General features: G+C 47.7%; 26 protein-coding genes. 20 read left to right on the forward strand and 6 right to left on the reverse strand.

What is annotated here, in order from left to right:
- Positions 1–2 precede the first annotated feature (2 nt).
- From rplR to GC128_RS22090, 14 genes are all read left to right on the forward strand, one after another.
- The gene (rplR, locus tag GC128_RS22025; protein WP_034461768.1) at positions 3–356 is read left to right on the forward strand and encodes a 50S ribosomal protein L18; all 354 of its coding nucleotides are present in this window, start codon (positions 3–5) and stop codon (positions 354–356) included.
- Between the two features lie 14 nt (positions 357–370).
- Positions 371–871 (forward strand): 30S ribosomal protein S5, encoded by a 501-nt coding sequence (rpsE, locus tag GC128_RS22030; protein WP_034461766.1) that lies wholly within the window; start codon positions 371–373, stop codon positions 869–871.
- A 6-nt stretch (positions 872–877) separates the two neighbouring features.
- Positions 878–1057, forward strand: a complete 180-nt coding sequence (rpmD, locus tag GC128_RS22035) for a 50S ribosomal protein L30 (protein WP_004846568.1) — start codon at positions 878–880, stop codon at positions 1055–1057.
- Between the two features lie 3 nt (positions 1058–1060).
- A complete protein-coding gene (rplO, locus tag GC128_RS22040; protein ID WP_034461765.1) occupies positions 1061–1495 on the forward strand; it encodes a 50S ribosomal protein L15 in 435 nt (144 codons plus the stop codon).
- Between the two features lie 7 nt (positions 1496–1502).
- Entirely contained in the window at positions 1503–2834 is a 1332-nt protein-coding gene (gene secY, locus GC128_RS22045; RefSeq protein ID WP_034461764.1) for a preprotein translocase subunit SecY, read from the forward strand.
- Positions 2835–2864: 30 nt separating this feature from the next.
- The gene (rpmJ, locus tag GC128_RS22050) at positions 2865–2981 is read left to right on the forward strand and encodes a 50S ribosomal protein L36 (RefSeq protein ID WP_000868187.1); all 117 of its coding nucleotides are present in this window, start codon (positions 2865–2867) and stop codon (positions 2979–2981) included.
- Positions 2982–3127: 146 nt separating this feature from the next.
- A complete protein-coding gene (gene rpsM / locus GC128_RS22055) occupies positions 3128–3484 on the forward strand; it encodes a 30S ribosomal protein S13 (protein ID WP_034461763.1) in 357 nt (118 codons plus the stop codon).
- Positions 3485–3500: 16 nt separating this feature from the next.
- Positions 3501–3890, forward strand: coding sequence for a 30S ribosomal protein S11 (gene rpsK / locus GC128_RS22060; protein WP_004138423.1), 390 nt, complete (start codon positions 3501–3503; stop codon positions 3888–3890).
- Positions 3891–3921: 31 nt separating this feature from the next.
- Complete coding sequence (gene rpsD / locus GC128_RS22065; RefSeq protein ID WP_034461762.1) at positions 3922–4542, forward strand: 30S ribosomal protein S4; 621 nt, start codon at positions 3922–3924, stop codon at positions 4540–4542.
- A 25-nt stretch (positions 4543–4567) separates the two neighbouring features.
- Positions 4568–5557, forward strand: a complete 990-nt coding sequence (locus tag GC128_RS22070) for a DNA-directed RNA polymerase subunit alpha (protein WP_034461761.1) — start codon at positions 4568–4570, stop codon at positions 5555–5557.
- 40 nt (positions 5558–5597) lie between these two features.
- Entirely contained in the window at positions 5598–5984 is a 387-nt protein-coding gene (rplQ, locus tag GC128_RS22075; RefSeq protein ID WP_034461760.1) for a 50S ribosomal protein L17, read from the forward strand.
- A gap of 112 nt (positions 5985–6096) precedes the next feature.
- On the forward strand, positions 6097–6465 hold the full coding sequence (locus GC128_RS22080) for a DnaJ family domain-containing protein (RefSeq protein WP_151996079.1): 369 nt from the start codon (positions 6097–6099) through the stop codon (positions 6463–6465).
- 2 nt (positions 6466–6467) lie between these two features.
- Entirely contained in the window at positions 6468–6887 is a 420-nt protein-coding gene (gene zntR / locus GC128_RS22085; protein WP_151996080.1) for a Zn(2+)-responsive transcriptional regulator, read from the forward strand.
- A 62-nt stretch (positions 6888–6949) separates the two neighbouring features.
- Positions 6950–7213 carry an alternative ribosome-rescue factor A gene (locus tag GC128_RS22090; RefSeq protein ID WP_151996081.1) on the forward strand — a complete coding sequence of 88 codons (264 nt, stop codon included), beginning with the start codon at positions 6950–6952 and terminating at the stop codon, positions 7211–7213.
- Here the strand turns inward: GC128_RS22090 and mscL are convergent.
- The 5 genes from mscL to def all read right to left on the reverse strand — a co-directional run bounded on the left by mscL (position 7167) and on the right by def (position 12008).
- Entirely contained in the window at positions 7167–7580 is a 414-nt protein-coding gene (gene mscL, locus GC128_RS22095; protein ID WP_151996082.1) for a large-conductance mechanosensitive channel protein MscL, read from the reverse strand. The two genes, GC128_RS22090 and mscL, sit on opposite strands and share 47 nt — an antisense overlap.
- A 158-nt stretch (positions 7581–7738) precedes the next feature.
- Positions 7739–9115, reverse strand: coding sequence for a Trk system potassium transporter TrkA (gene trkA / locus GC128_RS22100; protein WP_151996083.1), 1377 nt, complete (start codon positions 9113–9115; stop codon positions 7739–7741).
- Between the two features lie 48 nt (positions 9116–9163).
- Complete coding sequence (gene rsmB, locus GC128_RS22105) at positions 9164–10453, reverse strand: 16S rRNA (cytosine(967)-C(5))-methyltransferase RsmB (RefSeq protein ID WP_151996084.1); 1290 nt, start codon at positions 10451–10453, stop codon at positions 9164–9166.
- A 76-nt stretch (positions 10454–10529) separates the two neighbouring features.
- Entirely contained in the window at positions 10530–11477 is a 948-nt protein-coding gene (gene fmt / locus GC128_RS22110) for a methionyl-tRNA formyltransferase (protein ID WP_151996085.1), read from the reverse strand.
- A 21-nt stretch (positions 11478–11498) separates the two neighbouring features.
- A complete protein-coding gene (gene def, locus GC128_RS22115; RefSeq protein WP_064514237.1) occupies positions 11499–12008 on the reverse strand; it encodes a peptide deformylase in 510 nt (169 codons plus the stop codon).
- Between the two features lie 128 nt (positions 12009–12136).
- Between def and dprA the strand changes: the two genes are divergently transcribed.
- Genes dprA through GC128_RS22145 form a run of 6 tightly spaced genes read left to right on the forward strand, consistent with a single transcriptional unit; the run spans position 12137 to position 15927 of the window.
- Positions 12137–13261, forward strand: coding sequence for a DNA-protecting protein DprA (dprA, locus tag GC128_RS22120; protein WP_151996086.1), 1125 nt, complete (start codon positions 12137–12139; stop codon positions 13259–13261).
- A complete protein-coding gene (gene smg / locus GC128_RS22125) occupies positions 13233–13706 on the forward strand; it encodes a DUF494 family protein Smg (protein ID WP_151996087.1) in 474 nt (157 codons plus the stop codon). The genes dprA and smg overlap by 29 nt, the downstream gene beginning before the upstream one ends.
- 24 nt (positions 13707–13730) lie before the next feature.
- Positions 13731–14273, forward strand: a complete 543-nt coding sequence (locus GC128_RS22130) for a DNA topoisomerase family protein (protein WP_034461750.1) — start codon at positions 13731–13733, stop codon at positions 14271–14273.
- Between the two features lie 5 nt (positions 14274–14278).
- Positions 14279–14851: an L-threonylcarbamoyladenylate synthase type 1 TsaC gene (gene tsaC, locus GC128_RS22135; protein WP_226812240.1), complete on the forward strand. Its 573-nt coding sequence runs from the start codon at positions 14279–14281 to the stop codon at positions 14849–14851.
- Between the two features lie 3 nt (positions 14852–14854).
- Positions 14855–15673 carry a shikimate dehydrogenase gene (aroE, locus tag GC128_RS22140; RefSeq protein ID WP_151996088.1) on the forward strand — a complete coding sequence of 273 codons (819 nt, stop codon included), beginning with the start codon at positions 14855–14857 and terminating at the stop codon, positions 15671–15673.
- A complete protein-coding gene (locus GC128_RS22145; protein WP_151996089.1) occupies positions 15670–15927 on the forward strand; it encodes a DUF1488 family protein in 258 nt (85 codons plus the stop codon). Before aroE ends, GC128_RS22145 begins: the two co-directional genes overlap by 4 nt.
- Here the strand turns inward: GC128_RS22145 and GC128_RS22150 are convergent.
- Positions 15903–16457, reverse strand: coding sequence for a gamma carbonic anhydrase family protein (locus GC128_RS22150; RefSeq protein ID WP_151996090.1), 555 nt, complete (start codon positions 16455–16457; stop codon positions 15903–15905). The two genes, GC128_RS22145 and GC128_RS22150, sit on opposite strands and share 25 nt — an antisense overlap.
- Positions 16458–16754: the final 297 nt, after the last annotated feature.

Consider the following 16754-nt stretch of genomic DNA (forward strand, 5'->3'; position numbering starts at 1 on the left):
CTATGGATAAGAAATCTGCTCGTATCCGTCGTGCGACCCGCGCACGTCACAAGCTCAAAGAACTGGGTGCGACTCGTCTGGTGATTCACCGCACGCCTCGTCATATTTATGCACAGGTTATCGCACCAAACGGTTCAGAAGTCCTGGTAGCTGCATCTACTGTAGAGAAAGCTATCGCTGAGCAACTGAAGTACACTGGAAATAAAGACGCCGCTACAGCTGTGGGTAAAGCTGTTGCAGAGCGCGCACTGGAAAAAGGTATTACGAAAGTATCCTTTGACCGTGCTGGTTTCCAATATCATGGTCGTGTCCAGGCACTGGCAGATGCTGCCCGTGATGCTGGCCTTCAGTTCTAAGGTAGAGGTGTAAGATGGCTCACATCGAAAAACAAGCTGGCGAACTGCAGGAAAAGCTGATCGCGGTAAATCGCGTATCTAAAACCGTTAAAGGTGGTCGTATTTTCTCCTTCACTGCACTGACAGTGGTTGGCGATGGTAACGGTCGCATTGGTTTTGGTTACGGAAAAGCGCGTGAAGTTCCAGCAGCTATCCAGAAAGCGATGGAAAAAGCCCGTCGCAACATGATTAACGTCGCGCTGAACCACGGCACCCTGCAGCACCCTGTTAAAGGTGTGCACACAGGATCTCGTGTGTTCATGCAGCCGGCTTCCCAGGGTACCGGTATTATTGCCGGTGGTGCAATGCGCGCCGTTCTGGAAGTCGCTGGAGTTCATAACGTTTTGGCTAAAGCATATGGTTCCACCAACCCGATTAACGTGGTTCGTGCAACTATTGATGGCCTGGCGAATATGAAGTCTCCGGAAATGGTCGCTGCCAAGCGTGGTAAATCCGTTGAAGAAATTCTGGGGTAATTGACCATGGCAAAGACTATTAAAATTACACAAACCCGCAGTGCGATCGGTCGTTTGCCGAAACACAAGGCAACGCTGCTTGGCCTGGGTCTGCGTCGTATTGGCCACACCGTAGAGCGCGAGGATACTCCTGCTGTACGTGGTATGGTCAACGCGGTTTCCTACATGGTTAAAGTTGAGGAGTAAGAGATGCGTTTAAATACTCTGTCTCCGGCCGAAGGGTCTAAGCACGCTTCAAAGCGTCTGGGTCGTGGTATCGGTTCTGGTCTCGGCAAAACCGGCGGTCGTGGTCACAAAGGTCAGAACTCTCGTTCTGGCGGTGGCGTTCGTCGTGGGTTCGAAGGTGGTCAGATGCCGTTGTACCGTCGTCTGCCGAAATTCGGTTTCACCTCTCGCAAAGCAATGATCACTGGTGAGATTCGTCTCTCCGATCTGGCGAAAGTTGAAGGCGACGTAGTTGACCTGAACACGCTGAAAGCAGCAAACATTATCGGTATCCAGATAGAGTTCGCGAAAGTGATTCTGTCTGGCGAGGTTTCTCGTCCGGTAACTGTTCGCGGCCTGCGTGTCACTAAAGGCGCTCGTGCTGCTATCGAAGCTGCTGGCGGTAAAATCGAGGAATAAGTAGCAGATGGCAAAGCAACCGGGATTAGATTTTCAAAGTGCTAAAGGCGGGTTTGGCGAGCTGAAACGCAGACTGATGTTTGTTATCGGTGCGCTGATTGTGTTCCGTATTGGCTCTTTTATTCCGATCCCTGGTATTGATGCCGCTGTACTTGCCAAACTGCTTGAGCAACAGCGAGGCACTATCATTGAAATGTTTAACATGTTCTCTGGTGGTGCTCTCAGCCGTGCTTCTATCTTTGCATTGGGTATCATGCCGTATATTTCGGCATCGATTATTATCCAGCTGCTAACGGTGGTTCATCCAGCGTTAGCAGAGTTGAAGAAAGAAGGGGAGTCTGGTCGTCGTAAGATCAGCCAGTACACCCGTTATGGCACTCTGGTGCTGGCAATATTCCAGTCAATCGGTATTGCTACCGGTTTACCGAATATGCCTGGTATGCAAGGCTTGGTGTTAAACCCAGGCTTTGCATTCTACTTCACAGCTGTTGTGAGCCTTGTCACGGGGACTATGTTCCTTATGTGGCTTGGTGAACAGATTACTGAGCGTGGTATCGGAAACGGTATTTCAATCATAATCTTCGCTGGTATTGTTGCGGGTTTGCCGCCGGCCGTTGGCCATACTATCGAACAAGCAAGGCAAGGCGACCTGCACTTCCTTCTGTTGCTGTTGGTTGCAGTACTAGTATTCGCAGTGACCTTCTTCGTTGTTTTTGTTGAACGTGGTCAACGCCGCATTGTGGTAAACTACGCAAAACGTCAACAGGGTCGTCGTGTCTATGCTGCGCAGAGCACGCATTTACCGCTGAAAGTGAATATGGCTGGTGTTATTCCAGCAATTTTTGCTTCCAGTATTATTCTGTTCCCTGCAACGATTGCATCGTGGTTTGGGGGCGGTACCGGTTGGAACTGGCTGACTACAATTTCGCTGTATTTGCAGCCTGGGCAACCGCTTTATGTGTTACTCTATGCGTCTGCAATCATCTTCTTCTGTTTCTTCTACACAGCGTTGGTTTTCAACCCACGTGAAACAGCAGATAACCTGAAGAAGTCCGGTGCATTTGTACCAGGAATTCGTCCGGGAGAACAAACGGCGAAGTATATTGATAAAGTGATGACCCGCCTGACCTTGGTTGGTGCGTTGTACATTACCTTTATCTGCCTAATCCCGGAGTTCATGCGTGATGCAATGAAAGTGCCTTTCTACTTCGGTGGAACCTCGCTGCTCATTGTTGTCGTGGTTATCATGGACTTTATGGCTCAAGTGCAAACTCTGATGATGTCTAGTCAGTACGAGTCTGCATTGAAGAAAGCGAATCTGAAAGGCTACGGCCGTTAATAGTCGCTTGAGAAGTTACGGAGAGTAAAAATGAAAGTTCGTGCTTCCGTCAAGAAATTATGTCGTAACTGCAAAATCGTTAAGCGTGACGGTGTTATTCGCGTGATTTGCAGCGCCGAACCGAAGCATAAACAGCGTCAAGGCTGATTATCTCGTATATTTTTCTTGCAAAGTTGGGTTGAGCTGGCTAGATTAGCCAGCCAATCTTTTGTATGTCTATGCGTTTCCATTTGAGTATCCTGAAAACGGGCTTTTCGGTATGGGACGCATAATCTAAATAGTAGGAGTGCATAGTGGCCCGTATAGCAGGCATTAACATTCCTGATCAAAAACATACCGTGATCGCTTTAACTTCGATCTACGGTGTAGGCAAGACTCGTTCAAAGGCCATTTGTGCTGCGGCGGGTATCGCTGAAGATGTTAAGATCAGAGAGCTGTCTGAAGAACAAATCGACACGCTGCGTGACGAAGTTGCCAAATTTGTCGTTGAAGGTGATCTGCGCCGTGAAGTGAGTATGAGCATCAAGCGTCTGATGGACCTTGGTTGCTATCGCGGTTTGCGTCATCGTCGTGGTCTGCCAGTACGCGGTCAGCGTACGAAGACCAACGCACGTACCCGTAAGGGTCCGCGCAAACCGATCAAGAAATAATCGGGGTGATTGAATAATGGCAAAGGCACCAGTTCGTGCACGTAAGCGTGTAAGAAAACAAGTCTCTGACGGCGTGGCTCATGTCCATGCTTCTTTCAACAACACAATCGTTACTATTACTGATCGTCAGGGTAATGCATTGGGTTGGGCAACTGCCGGTGGTTCCGGTTTCCGTGGCTCTCGCAAGTCCACTCCGTTCGCAGCTCAGGTTGCAGCAGAGCGTTGCGCAGAAGCTGTGAAAGAATACGGTATCAAGAACCTTGAAGTTATGGTTAAGGGACCGGGTCCAGGCCGCGAATCTACTATTCGTGCTCTGAACGCCGCTGGTTTCCGCATCACTAATATTACTGATGTGACTCCGATCCCTCACAACGGTTGTCGTCCGCCGAAAAAACGTCGCGTATAACGCTCGTTTTTAGGAATGTTGGAGAAAGAAAATGGCAAGATATTTGGGTCCTAAGCTCAAGCTGAGCCGTCGCGAGGGCACAGACCTGTTCCTGAAGTCTGGTGTTCGCGCGATCGATACCAAGTGTAAAATTGAACAAGCTCCTGGCCAGCACGGTGCGCGTAAACCGCGTCTGTCTGACTATGGTGTGCAGTTGCGTGAAAAGCAAAAAGTTCGCCGCATGTTCGGTGTTCTGGAGCGTCAGTTCCGTAACTACTATAAAGAAGCAGCACGTCTGAAAGGCAACACCGGTGAAAACCTGTTGGCTCTGCTTGAAGGTCGTCTGGACAACGTTGTTTACCGTATGGGCTTTGGCGCTACTCGTGCAGAATCACGTCAGTTAGTTAGCCACAAAGCAGTTATGGTAAATGGTCGCGTTGTTAACATCGCTTCTTATCAGGTAACTCCGAATGACGTAGTTAGCATCCGTGAGAAAGCCAAAAAGCAATCTCGCGTGAAGGCCGCTCTGGAGCTGGCTGAACAGCGTGAAAAGCCAACCTGGCTGGAAGTTGATGCTGCTAAGATGGAAGGTGTGTTCAAGCGTAAGCCTGAGCGTACTGATCTGTCTGCGGACATTAACGAACACCTGATCGTCGAGCTTTACTCCAAGTAAAGCTTAGTACCAAAGAGAGGACACAATGCAGGGTTCTGTGACAGAGTTTCTAAAACCGCGCCTGGTAGATATCGAGCAAGTGAGTTCGACGCACGCCAAGGTGACCCTTGAGCCTTTAGAGCGTGGCTTTGGCCATACTCTTGGTAATGCACTGCGCCGTATTCTGCTCTCATCGATGCCGGGTTGCGCGGTGACAGAGGTTGAGATTGATGGTGTACTACACGAGTACAGCACCAAAGAAGGCGTTCAGGAGGATATCCTGGAAATCCTGCTCAACCTGAAAGGGCTGGCGGTGAGAGTTCAAGGTAAAGATGATGTTATTCTTACTCTGAATAAGTCTGGCATTGGCCCTGTGACTGCAGCCGATATCACCCATGATGGTGATGTCGAAATCGTCAAGCCGCAACATGTGATCTGCCACCTGACTGATGAGAACGCATCTATTAGTATGCGTATCAAAGTTCAGCGCGGTCGCGGTTATGTGCCGGCCTCTGCCCGAATTCATTCGGAAGAAGATGAGCGCCCAATTGGTCGTCTGCTGGTCGACGCCTGCTACAGCCCTGTAGAGCGAATTGCCTACAATGTTGAAGCTGCGCGTGTAGAACAGCGTACTGACTTGGATAAGCTGGTCATCGAAATGGAAACCAACGGTACAATCGATCCTGAAGAGGCGATTCGTCGTGCGGCAACCATTCTGGCTGAACAACTTGAAGCTTTCGTTGACTTACGTGATGTTCGTCAACCAGAAGTTAAAGAAGAGAAACCAGAGTTCGATCCGATCCTGCTGCGCCCTGTTGACGATCTGGAATTGACTGTCCGCTCTGCTAACTGCCTTAAGGCAGAAGCTATCCACTATATCGGTGATCTGGTACAGCGTACCGAAGTTGAGCTGCTCAAAACGCCTAACTTGGGTAAAAAATCTCTTACCGAGATTAAAGACGTGCTGGCTTCCCGTGGTTTGTCTCTGGGCATGCGCCTGGAAAACTGGCCACCGGCAAGCATCGCTGACGAGTAACCGGATCACAGGTTAAGGTTTTACTGAGAAGGATAAGGTCATGCGCCATCGTAAGAGTGGTCGTCAACTGAACCGCAACAGCAGCCATCGCCAGGCTATGTTCCGCAATATGGCAGGTTCACTGGTTCGTCATGAGATCATCAAGACGACTCTGCCTAAAGCGAAAGAGCTGCGTCGCGTAGTTGAGCCGCTGATTACTCTTGCCAAGACTGATAGCGTTGCTAATCGTCGTCTGGCATTCGCCCGCACTCGTGATAACGAGATCGTGGCAAAACTGTTTAATGAATTGGGTCCGCGTTTTGCAGCCCGTACTGGTGGTTACACTCGCATTCTTAAGTGTGGCTTCCGTGCAGGTGACAATGCTCCGATGGCTTACATCGAGCTGGTTGATCGCGCCGAGTCTCAAACAGAAGCTGCTGCAGAGTAATCTGTAGTAACGTGAAAAAACCGGGCTTGCCCGGTTTTTTTATATCTGAAATTCGCCCTCCCGTGTTTTAAAGCATATCTTTGTTACATCTCTAGTTATTGCAGAGTAGATTATGTGGTTACTTGATCAATGGGCAGAACGTCATATTCTTGATGCACAACGCAATGGTGAGTTTGATTCACTACCTGGGTCAGGGAAGCCTCTCGAACTTGATGATGATTCACATATCCCACTGGAATTGCGAGCGGCTTGGCGTCTGTTGATAAATTCCGGTTGTTTACCTCCTGAGCTTCAACATCGTAAGGACGCTATTGAGCTTAATGATTTGCTCAAATCGATAGGTCATAGCCATCCTGAATACACAGCTATCAGAAAGAAATTGCTATTACTTGAGCTCAAACTTCAGAATGCAGGAATGAGTACTGATTTCCTTCATGGAGAGTATGCTGATAGATTGCTTCATAAAATTGATGAGGAATGATCATGTTTCGTATTGGAGAGTTGGCCAAACTCGCAGATGTGACACCCGATACCATCCGTTATTATGAAAAGCAGCAAATGATGGATCATGAAGTCAGAACTGAAGGAGGGTTTCGGCTTTATAGTGAAAGTGATTTGCAGCGCCTGAAGTTCATTCGTTATGCAAAGCAGTTAGGCTTCACGCTGGAAACTATCCGTGAGCTACTGTCGATCCGAATCGATCCTGAGCATCACACCTGCCAGGAATCGAAGAGCATTGTGCAATCGAGATTGACAGAAGTTGAGTCCAAAATTAAAGAACTTCAGCATATGCAGCGCTCGTTACAGAGATTAAATGATGCATGTTGTGGTACTGCCCACAGCAGCGCATATTGTTCGATCCTTGAAGCGTTGGAGCAGGGGGCTAGCCAGCGAAAAGATTAAATTGTGATTTTTCAGATAAAGGCATAAAATCGCGCCGTTATTTTAATCAATTTGGAGTTTGTATGAGCAAGTATCAGCATAAGAGAGGGATCATCAAAGATAATGCCATTGAGGCATTGCTACATGACCCACTATTTCGTCAAAGAGTTCAGCAGAATAAAAAAGGGAAAGGGAGTTACCAACGTAATACTAAACATGGCAAACGAGGTAACTGGGAGGCCAGTGGCAAACAAGCAAATCGCTTTTTTACCACTGGCCTTCCTTTTTTCACTAGCGCATTTAGATTCGTTCGTTCTGCTGTTTCAGCAGGTCGCGAATTTCGCTGAGTAATACTTCTTCTTTAGTTGGTGCCGGTGGTGCTGCAGGTTCTTCTACTTTCTTACGATTCAGTTTATTTACCGCTTTGATCGCAAGGAAAATCGCGAAGGCAACAATTACGAAATCAAAGATATTCTGAATAAATACGCCGTAATGCATCACTACTGCAGGAATATCACCCGCTGCAGGTCTTAATGTTAAAGCGAACTGTTTAAAATCCACGCCACCAATTAACAACCCAAGTGGCGGCATAATAATATCCGCAACTAATGATGAAACAATTTTCCCGAATGCGGCCCCAATAATTACACCTACTGCCAAATCCACAACATTTCCGCGCATAGCAAATTCACGGAATTCTTTTAACATGCTCATTTTTCTCTCCTTGTACCGGCTGACGTTAATAAGTCTAACAAATGATGACCCGATTGCCATTACATCAGGAAATAAGAATTCCCTGCTAATACCTTAATATTCAGAGGGTTTATTGGGTTAAGAGAATGACGGGTAGATTTTTATCTACCCGCTAGAGGTTATAGGAAGAAAGGACTTGGCTGGAATAGACGTTCCACATCGCTCACAAATTTCTTATCTGTCAGGAACATAATTACATGGTCGCCCTGTTCTATACGTAAATTGTCATTGGCGATCATGACATCGTTTCCCCTGACTACAGCACCAATTATCGTACCTGGCGGAAGTTTTATTTCATCAATAGAACGACCTACTACGCGTGAAGTACTTTCATCGCCATGGGCAACCGCTTCGATGGCTTCAGCCACTCCACGACGTAAAGATGATACCCCTACGATATCGGCTTTACGCACATGGCCCAATAATGCCGAAATGGTGGCTTGCTGTGGTGAAATTGCAATATCAATTACGCTGCCCTGCACCAAATCGACGTAGGCTTTACGTTGGATAAGCACCATGACTTTCTTGGCACCCATACGTTTAGCCAACATAGCGGACATAATATTTGCTTCATCGTCATTGGTGACGGCGATAAACAAATCAACTTGTTCAATATGCTCCTCGGCCAACAATTCCTGATCGGAAGCATCACCGTAGAATACGATGGTGTTTTGCAGCATTTCGGCAAGTTCGGCAGCACGCTGCGGATCGCGTTCAATGAGCTTAACGCTGTAATCTTTTTCAAGACGCTGTGCCAGACCTGCCCCAATATTACCGCCACCAACAAGCATAATGCGCTTATAAGGTTTTTCGAGTCGTTGCAATTCACTCATTACGGCACGGATATGCTGAGAGGCGGCAATGAAGAAGACTTCATCTCCGGCTTCAACGATAGTCGAACCTTGCGGGCGAATAGGGCGGTCGTGACGGAAAATCGCCGCAACGCGCGTTTCGATATGCGGCATATGTTCGCGCATAGTCGAAAGTGCATTTCCGACGAGTGGTCCACCGTAATAAGCTTTTACAACGGCGAGGCTAACTTTCCCTTCAGCAAAATTAACTACCTGAAGCGCACCTGGATATTCAATCAGGCGGTAAATATTGTCGATTACCAGCTGTTCCGGAGCGATAAGGTGATCAATTGGCACTGCTTCGGCGTTAAATAAACGATCGGCATCACGAACGTAATCAGGTGAACGAATTCGCGCGATTCGGTTTGGCGTATTAAAAAGCGAATATGCTACCTGGCAGGCAATCATGTTCGTTTCATCAGAACTGGTTACTGCGACCAACATATCGGCATCATCGGCGCCTGCTTCACGCAGCACGCGGGGATGCGAGCCATGCCCCTGCACAACGCGTAAATCGAACTTATCTTGCAAGCTTCGTAGGCGATCCTGATTGGTATCAACAACAGTTATATCGTTGTTCTCACCTACCAGGTTTTCCGCCAGTGTGCCGCCGACCTGGCCCGCACCGAGAATTATTATTTTCATTGTTTTATAGCTTCATTGAGATGAAACCTAAGACTCAGCAAACCTGAATCAGCTTTTAATTAGCTTAGCGTAAAAGAAGCCATCACCATCTTCCGGAGAAGGGAGATTCTGGATCCCAGGCATTTCTGGTGTACCTGTTTCCACCAGTTTCGCTTCTGGATGCTGCGCCAGGAATGCCGCGACTTGCTGATAGTTTTCTTCAGGCAGGATAGAACATGTTGCATAAACCAATGTGCCACCCGATTTCAGTTTTGGCCAAATGGCTTCCAGAATCTCTTTTTGCAGTGCAGCTAATTCAGCGATGTCTCTGTCGCGACGCAACCATTTGATATCCGGGTGGCGGCGGATGACACCGGTTGCTGAACATGGCGCATCAAGCAGGATGCGGTCAAACTGTTGATTACCACACCACTGCTCAGGGAAACGCCCGTCTCCTGATTTAACCTCTGCACTAATACCCAGTCGTTGCAAGTTTTCGTGCACACGTTTCAGGCGCTGTTCATCAATGTCGACAGCCATCACGCGTGCTTTAGGTGCAGCTTCAAGTATATGAGTGGTTTTGCCACCAGGTGCTGCGCACAAATCCAGGATTGCATCGCCATCTTGCGGATCCAGTAGATCAACACAACCTTGCGCTGAAGCATCCTGAACCGTCACCCAACCTTCGTCAAATCCCGGTAATGCGTGAACAGGTGCTGGAGTTTCCAGACGAACAGCATCGCGATATTGCGGATGAGCATGACCTTCCAGCCCATTTTCTGCTAATAACGCCATCCATTCTTCACGAGTATGGTGTTGGCGATTAACACGCAGCCACATAGGAGGGCGCTGGTTGTTGGCATCGACAATAGATTGCCATTGGCCCGGATAGGCTTTTTTCAGCCGTTGCAGTAACCAGCTCGGGTGTAAGAAACGGCTTTCATGTTTAGCCGCTTCTGCCATCAGCTCTTCTTGTTGACGCTGGAACTGGCGTAATACTCCGTTAATCAAACCCTTAAGTGATTGCTTCTTGATAGCAACTGCGCCTTCAACTGTTTCAGCCAGAGCGGCATGAGCAGGAATGCGGGTATAAAGCAGCTGATAAAAACCTACCATAATCAAATAGTGGATGGTGCGTTGCTTGCCCGTCATCGGGCGAGACATCAACTTACCAATCAACCATTCTAGCTGAGGCAGAGTGCGTAACACGCCAAAGCAAAGCTCCTGAAGCAATGCTCTATCTTTATCAGAGACTTTTTGTTGCATAGCAGGCAGGACATTACTGAGCGATTGACCTTGTTCCACAACTTGTTCAATCGTCTGTGCGGCCATACTGCGAAGATTTAATGTTTTTTTCATACGTACGCTCTGGTTTTTCGGCGCTTAAAAACAAAAATGCCCAGGTGATTGACCTGGGCGCAAAGAATTTCTTTTCTCAGGCGAGAAGTGCACCTGGCTTAAACCATTCGCTGCGAGAGTTCAGGAGGTCCTGAGCAGTCATCGCTTTCTTACCAGCAGGTTGAAGTGATTCCAGATTTAAAATCCCTTCACCCGTTGCCACTTGAATACCCTGTTTGTTGGTTTCAATAATGGTCCCCGGTGCTGCTTGAGTCGGTTGGTTAATCACTGATGCCTGCCAGACTTTAACGGGTTGTCCGTCAATTTCCAGCCAACTCATTGGCCACGGATTAAAAGCGCGGATGCACCGCTCAAGTTGCGAGGCAGAAAGCGACCAGTCGATACGTGCCTCTTCCTTACTGAGTTTTTCAGCGTACGTCACCAGCTCTTCATTTTGAACTTCAGGTTTTGCATTGCCTGTAGCCAAGTGATTTAACGTTTCTAATAATCCCACAGGGCCAAGGTTTGCCAGTTTATCGTATAGCGTTGCGCTGGTATCAGTGGCTTCGATTGGGCAGGATAGTTTCACCAGCATATCGCCAGTATCCAAACCAACGTCCATTTGCATAATGGTGACGCCAGTTTCAATATCACCGGCCCATAATGAGCGCTGGATAGGTGCCGCACCACGCCAACGAGGCAATAGTGAGCCATGCACATTGATGCAGCCAAGGCGTGGCATATCGAGCACCGCTTTTGGCAGAATTAAACCGTAAGCAACTACCACCATAACATCAGCATTCAGGCTGGAGACCAGTTCCTGATTTTCAGCAGGGCGCAAAGAGACTGGTTGAAATACAGGGAGGTCCCTTTCAGTCGCCAGTACTTTAACAGGGCTTGGCATCAACTTTTTGCCGCGCCCAGCAGGCCTGTCGGGTTGTGTGAATACGCCAACTACCTGGTGCTGAGAAGACAACAGCGCGTCAAGATGACGCGCTGCAAAGTCAGGAGTGCCAGCGAAAATAATACGCAGTGAATCAGACACATTATTCCCTTGTGTGATGGATTAGGCGCTCTTATTTAGACGAGCCATTTTTTCCAGTTTCTGACGAATACGCTGACGCTTCAACGGCGAAAGGTAATCAACGAAGAGTTTCCCAACCAGGTGATCCATCTCGTGTTGAATACAAATGGCAAGCAGGCCATCAGCTTCCAGTTCGTATGGCTTACCTTCACGGTCCAGAGCGCGGATTTTGACTCTTTCCGCTCGCGGAACAAGAGCACGTTGTTCTGGAATAGACAGGCAACCTTCTTCGATACCAGTATCGCCGCTTTTTTCCAGCAGCTCAGGGTTAATCAAAACCAAGCGTTCGTCGCGGTTTTCAGAAACATCAATCACAATGATGCGTTGATGGATATCCACCTGTGTTGCTGCAAGGCCAATACCTTCCTCTGCGTACATTGTCTCGAACATATCATCGACAATCCGCTGAATCTCAGCATTCACCTCTTTGACCGGAGCCGCCACAGTGCGAAGGCGCTCGTCCGGAAAATGTAATACCTGCAAAACTGACATAAATATCCAGAGCTGTGTTCAATTGATAGAAAGATTATTACCTCTATTCTAGACATTTCCCCGCCTGATTGACAGCATCAGTGACCAATCGCAAGGATTGCTTTTATAGCTTATGGCAGGAGGAAGATATGCCACCAAAGGAGATATGGCTACGCTTGATGGCTGTTCAAAGTCTCAGTGGAGATAAGCTATTAAAAATTGCCCATTTCTTACTAAACGAACCGGAATGCACGGTCACTAATCTCTCAAACTCTGGCTTATCTGCTCTGCAGATTTCTTATTTTCTGGAGTTTAGTGAAAAAGAGCTGGAAGCTTCACTTTGCTGGCTTGAGCAACCTCATCACCATCTTCTTACTGCTGATAGTGACAATTATCCCGATCAATTGCGGGCAATAGATTGTTACCCAGCGGCACTATTTGTCGCAGGTGATATTGAGCTTCTTGCCAGTAACCAATTAGCCGTAGTCGGTAACCGTAACCTTTCTCTTTATGGCGAACGGTGGTGCCGAATGTTTTGTGAACCATTAGCTACTGCGGGATTAACGATAACGAGTGGTTTGGCTTTGGGTATTGATGCTGTAGCGCATCGTGCAGCATTAAACGTACATGGAAAAACAGTGGCTGTTTTAGGAAATGGGCTGGCAAATCTTTACCCTAAACGTCATAAACAATTGGGTGAGCAGATTATTGCCGAGGGTGGTGCCATTATCTCTGAGTTTTCACTGAATACCACGCCATTTCCAGGGAACTTTCCACGCAGAAATCGAATTATCAGCGGCTTGAGTCGGGCTGTTTTTGTCGTGGAGGCAAGTGAGCGCAGCGGTTCTTTGGTGACTGCACGATATGCCATTGAACAAGGCCGGGAGCTTTTTGCATTACCTGGAGCAATTGGCAGTCCAGGGAGTGAGGGCCCTCACTTTCTAATTAAGCAAGGCGCTACTTTAGTGAGTCATCCTTCAGACATACTTGAGCATCTGGAAAATGAATTGCAATGGCTTCCCTCTATCCCCAAGGCCTTAATATATTCACACAATGAAGGGGATCGAACATTGCCATTTCCTGAGCTGTTGGCTAACGTAGGAGATGAGGTTACACCTGTTGACGTCGTCGCTGAACGTGCCGGCCAACCTGTGCCAGTTACGGTAGCCCAGCTACTCGAACTGGAGTTAGCAGGATGGATCGCAGCTGTACCCGGCGGCTATGTCCGATTGAGGAGGGCATGCCATGTTCGACGTACTAATGTACTTATTTGAAACCTACATCCACAACGAAGTGGAAATGCGAGTTGATCAAGATAAATTGACGCGTGATCTCGCCGATGCTGGTTTTGATCACGAAGACATTTATAACGCTCTTGTATGGCTTGAAAAGCTGGCGGACTATCAAGATGGTCTGACTGAACCCATGCAACTGGCCGCTGATCCTCTTTCTATGCGTATGTATACCGCAGAAGAGTGCCAGCGACTTGATGCAACTTGTCGGGGGTTTTTACTATTCCTGGAACAGATTCAGGTGCTGAACCTCGAAACCCGTGAAATGGTGATTGACCGAGTATTAGCGTTAGACACTGCTGAGTTCGAACTGGAAGACTTAAAGTGGGTGGTGCTAATGGTACTGTTCAACATTCCAGGGTGCGAAAATGCATATCAGCAAATGGAAGAATTACTCTTCGAAGTAAATGAAGGTATGCTGCATTAAATTAAAGCCGCGGCATGAGATGTTATGACCAAATCAGCACTGTTCACTGTGCCTAAAAATGAACCCTGTCCCCAATGTGGGGCAGGGTTAGTCATTCGTTCTGGTAAACACGGCCCTTTTCTTGGCTGTTCCCATTACCCGGAATGTGATTATGTTCGCCCGCTAAAAAGCCTGGCTGATGGCCATGTGGTTAAAGTACTTGAAGGTCAACACTGTCCTGTATGCCAGGAAAACCTGGTATTACGCCAGGGGCGTTTCGGCATGTTCATTGGTTGTAGCAATTATCCAACTTGTGATCACACCGAAGTTATCGACAAACCCGATGAAACTGCAATAAATTGCCCTCAATGCCAGAAAGGTAAATTAGTCCAAAGACGCTCTCGATTTGGTAAAACCTTTTGGTCATGTGATAGCTATCCGACCTGTCAATTCGTCATTAATAGCAAACCAGTGGCAGGCGAATGCCCTGCGTGTCACTATCCGTTACTCATCGAAAAGAAAACGGCACAGGGATTGAAACAATTCTGTGCCAGCAAACAATGTGGAAAGCCGGTAACGGCGGAATAAAGCTTGTGAAGACAAACCTGCAAACAGAGCAACTCCAAGAGATCGTTGCCGCCCTAAAACAACAACAAGTGATCGCATATCCAACCGAAGCTGTGTTTGGCGTCGGTTGTGATCCTGACAGTGAGCTGGCAGTTACGCGTTTACTAGAGTTAAAACATCGTCCCGTAGATAAAGGCCTTATCCTGATAGCTGCGAGTTTCGAGCAACTTGTTCCTTATATAGATAGCTCCGTGCTTTCGCAAATGCAGCGAGAAACCGTATTCTCTTGTTGGCCAGGACCTGTGACCTTTGTTTTCCCTGCTCTTCCTTCAACACCGCGCTGGCTAACGGGTCGATTTGATTCCTTAGCCGTGAGGGTCACTGATCATCCATTGGTTCGTGATTTATGCCTGGTTTTTGGAAAACCTTTGGTTTCTACCAGTGCCAATTTATCCGGTTTGCCACCTTGTCGTACGATTGATGAAGTCTTGGCTCAATTTGGTGATGGCTTCCCGGTACTGCGTGGCGATACCGGAGGCAGGCTGAATCCGTCTGAAATTCGTGATGCTTTGACCGGCGAACTTTTCCGCCAGGGGTAATTAATGAACACCTTTGCCGTTTTTGGTAACCCAATTCAGCACAGTAAATCACCGCAAATTCATCAGATGTTTGCTGAGCAGTTAAAAATAGAGCATCCATATGGCCGTGTGTTGGCACCTGTTGATGCTTTTATTGAAACTCTTGAGCATTTTTTCCAGGCGGGCGGTAAAGGCGTCAATATTACTGTTCCTTTTAAAGAGCAAGCATTTTCCCGTGCTGATGAACTGACCGAGCGTGCTGCATTAGCCGGTGCGGTGAACACGCTTAAGCGTCTGGACGATGGGCGCCTGCTCGGCGATAACACCGATGGGATTGGTCTTTTAACCGATCTGGAGCGTTTATCGCTGATCAAACCGGGTCGGCGAATTTTACTGTTGGGGGCTGGTGGCGCGGCACGGGGAGTTTTACTACCTTTGCTCTCGCTTGATTGCTCTGTAACGATAACCAACCGGACATTTTCTCGAGCCATGGAGCTCGCACAACTATTTAGCCACACTGGCAGTATTCAGGCGTTAGAGCAGTCTGAGCTGGAGGGGCATGAGTTCGATCTTATTATTAATGCCACCTCTAGCGGAATTGCTGGTGATATTCCTGTCATTCCAACTTCGTTGCTTTCGCATAATGTTCATTGCTATGACATGTTCTATCAAAAGGGCGATACACCGTTCTTGCATTGGTGCAAACAACACGGTGTTCAACATTATGCCGATGGTTTAGGAATGCTGGTGGGCCAGGCTGCACATGCCTTTTTCTTGTGGCACGGTGTGTTGCCAGAAATCGCGCCAGTAATAGAGAAGCTAAAGCAGGAAATGTCGAAGTGAACCAGTCGATCCAGTTTCCCGATCGCGAGCAATGGGACGATCAACTTCTGGCGGTCTGCTTTCCTGCATTAGTAAATGGCTTTCAGATGATGTGCGGTATTACCGGGGAAACTATCGCCAGCCGTTATGGTGGCGATAATAAAGAATCATGGCTCGAGCTCTTTCGTCTTAATCGTTGGGATTTGGAAGACGAAGCAGAGGAGTTAATTGCAACTGGTGAACATGACAATCAAGGCTGCGTTTGGCTTTCCTGATCAAGATACTCATCTTTCCAGCGAACGTAGTTATTGGCTGAGTATTTTAAGCCTTCCAGTTCTCCAGCCGTAAGAGGGCGGATCTGCTTTACTGGGCTACCCAGATAAAGGAAGCCGCTCTCAAGACGTTTATTTTGCGGCACCAAACTTCCTGCACCGATCATTACATCGTCTTCTATTACTACACCATCCAGCAAAATCGATCCCATTCCTACGAGCACGCGGTTACCGATCGTGCAGCCGTGCAGCATGACCTTATGTCCCACAGTCACATCTTCACCGACAATAAGTGGATTACCTTCCGGGTTATAGGAAGATTTATGCGTTACATGCAACACACTCCCATCCTGAATATTGCTACGAGCACCAATAGCCACATAGTTAACGTCGCCACGGATAGCAACTAGTGGCCAAATACTCACATCATCAGCAAGACGCACATCACCAATCACAACACTTGAACTATCAAGCATCACTCTTTGGCCAACTTCAGGATAGGTTTTTTGAAAAGGACGTAATACTGCAGACATAAATACCTCTGAAAGTTCTCTTCGTAGATAGACTGTGGCTGCTTTCTTAACCGATGGCAAGGAGGTAAAGCATCAAAAATAAGGCGAATTGGACATGATCGCAGCGAAAAGGGCGAAAACTAATCAGTCGGAAGAAAAGATCGAAAAAAGGGTTGTGCTATAAAAACAGATCCCTATAATGCGCCTCCATCGACACGGAACATGTGAACAACATCACAGAGTAACGCGGCGATGAGAGTCAAATATCCTGAAATTAAGGGTTGACTCTGAAAGAGGAAAGCGTAATATACGCCACCT

This window comes from Buttiauxella massiliensis (assembly GCF_902500225.1).
Lineage (GTDB): Bacteria > Pseudomonadota > Gammaproteobacteria > Enterobacterales > Enterobacteriaceae > Buttiauxella > Buttiauxella massiliensis.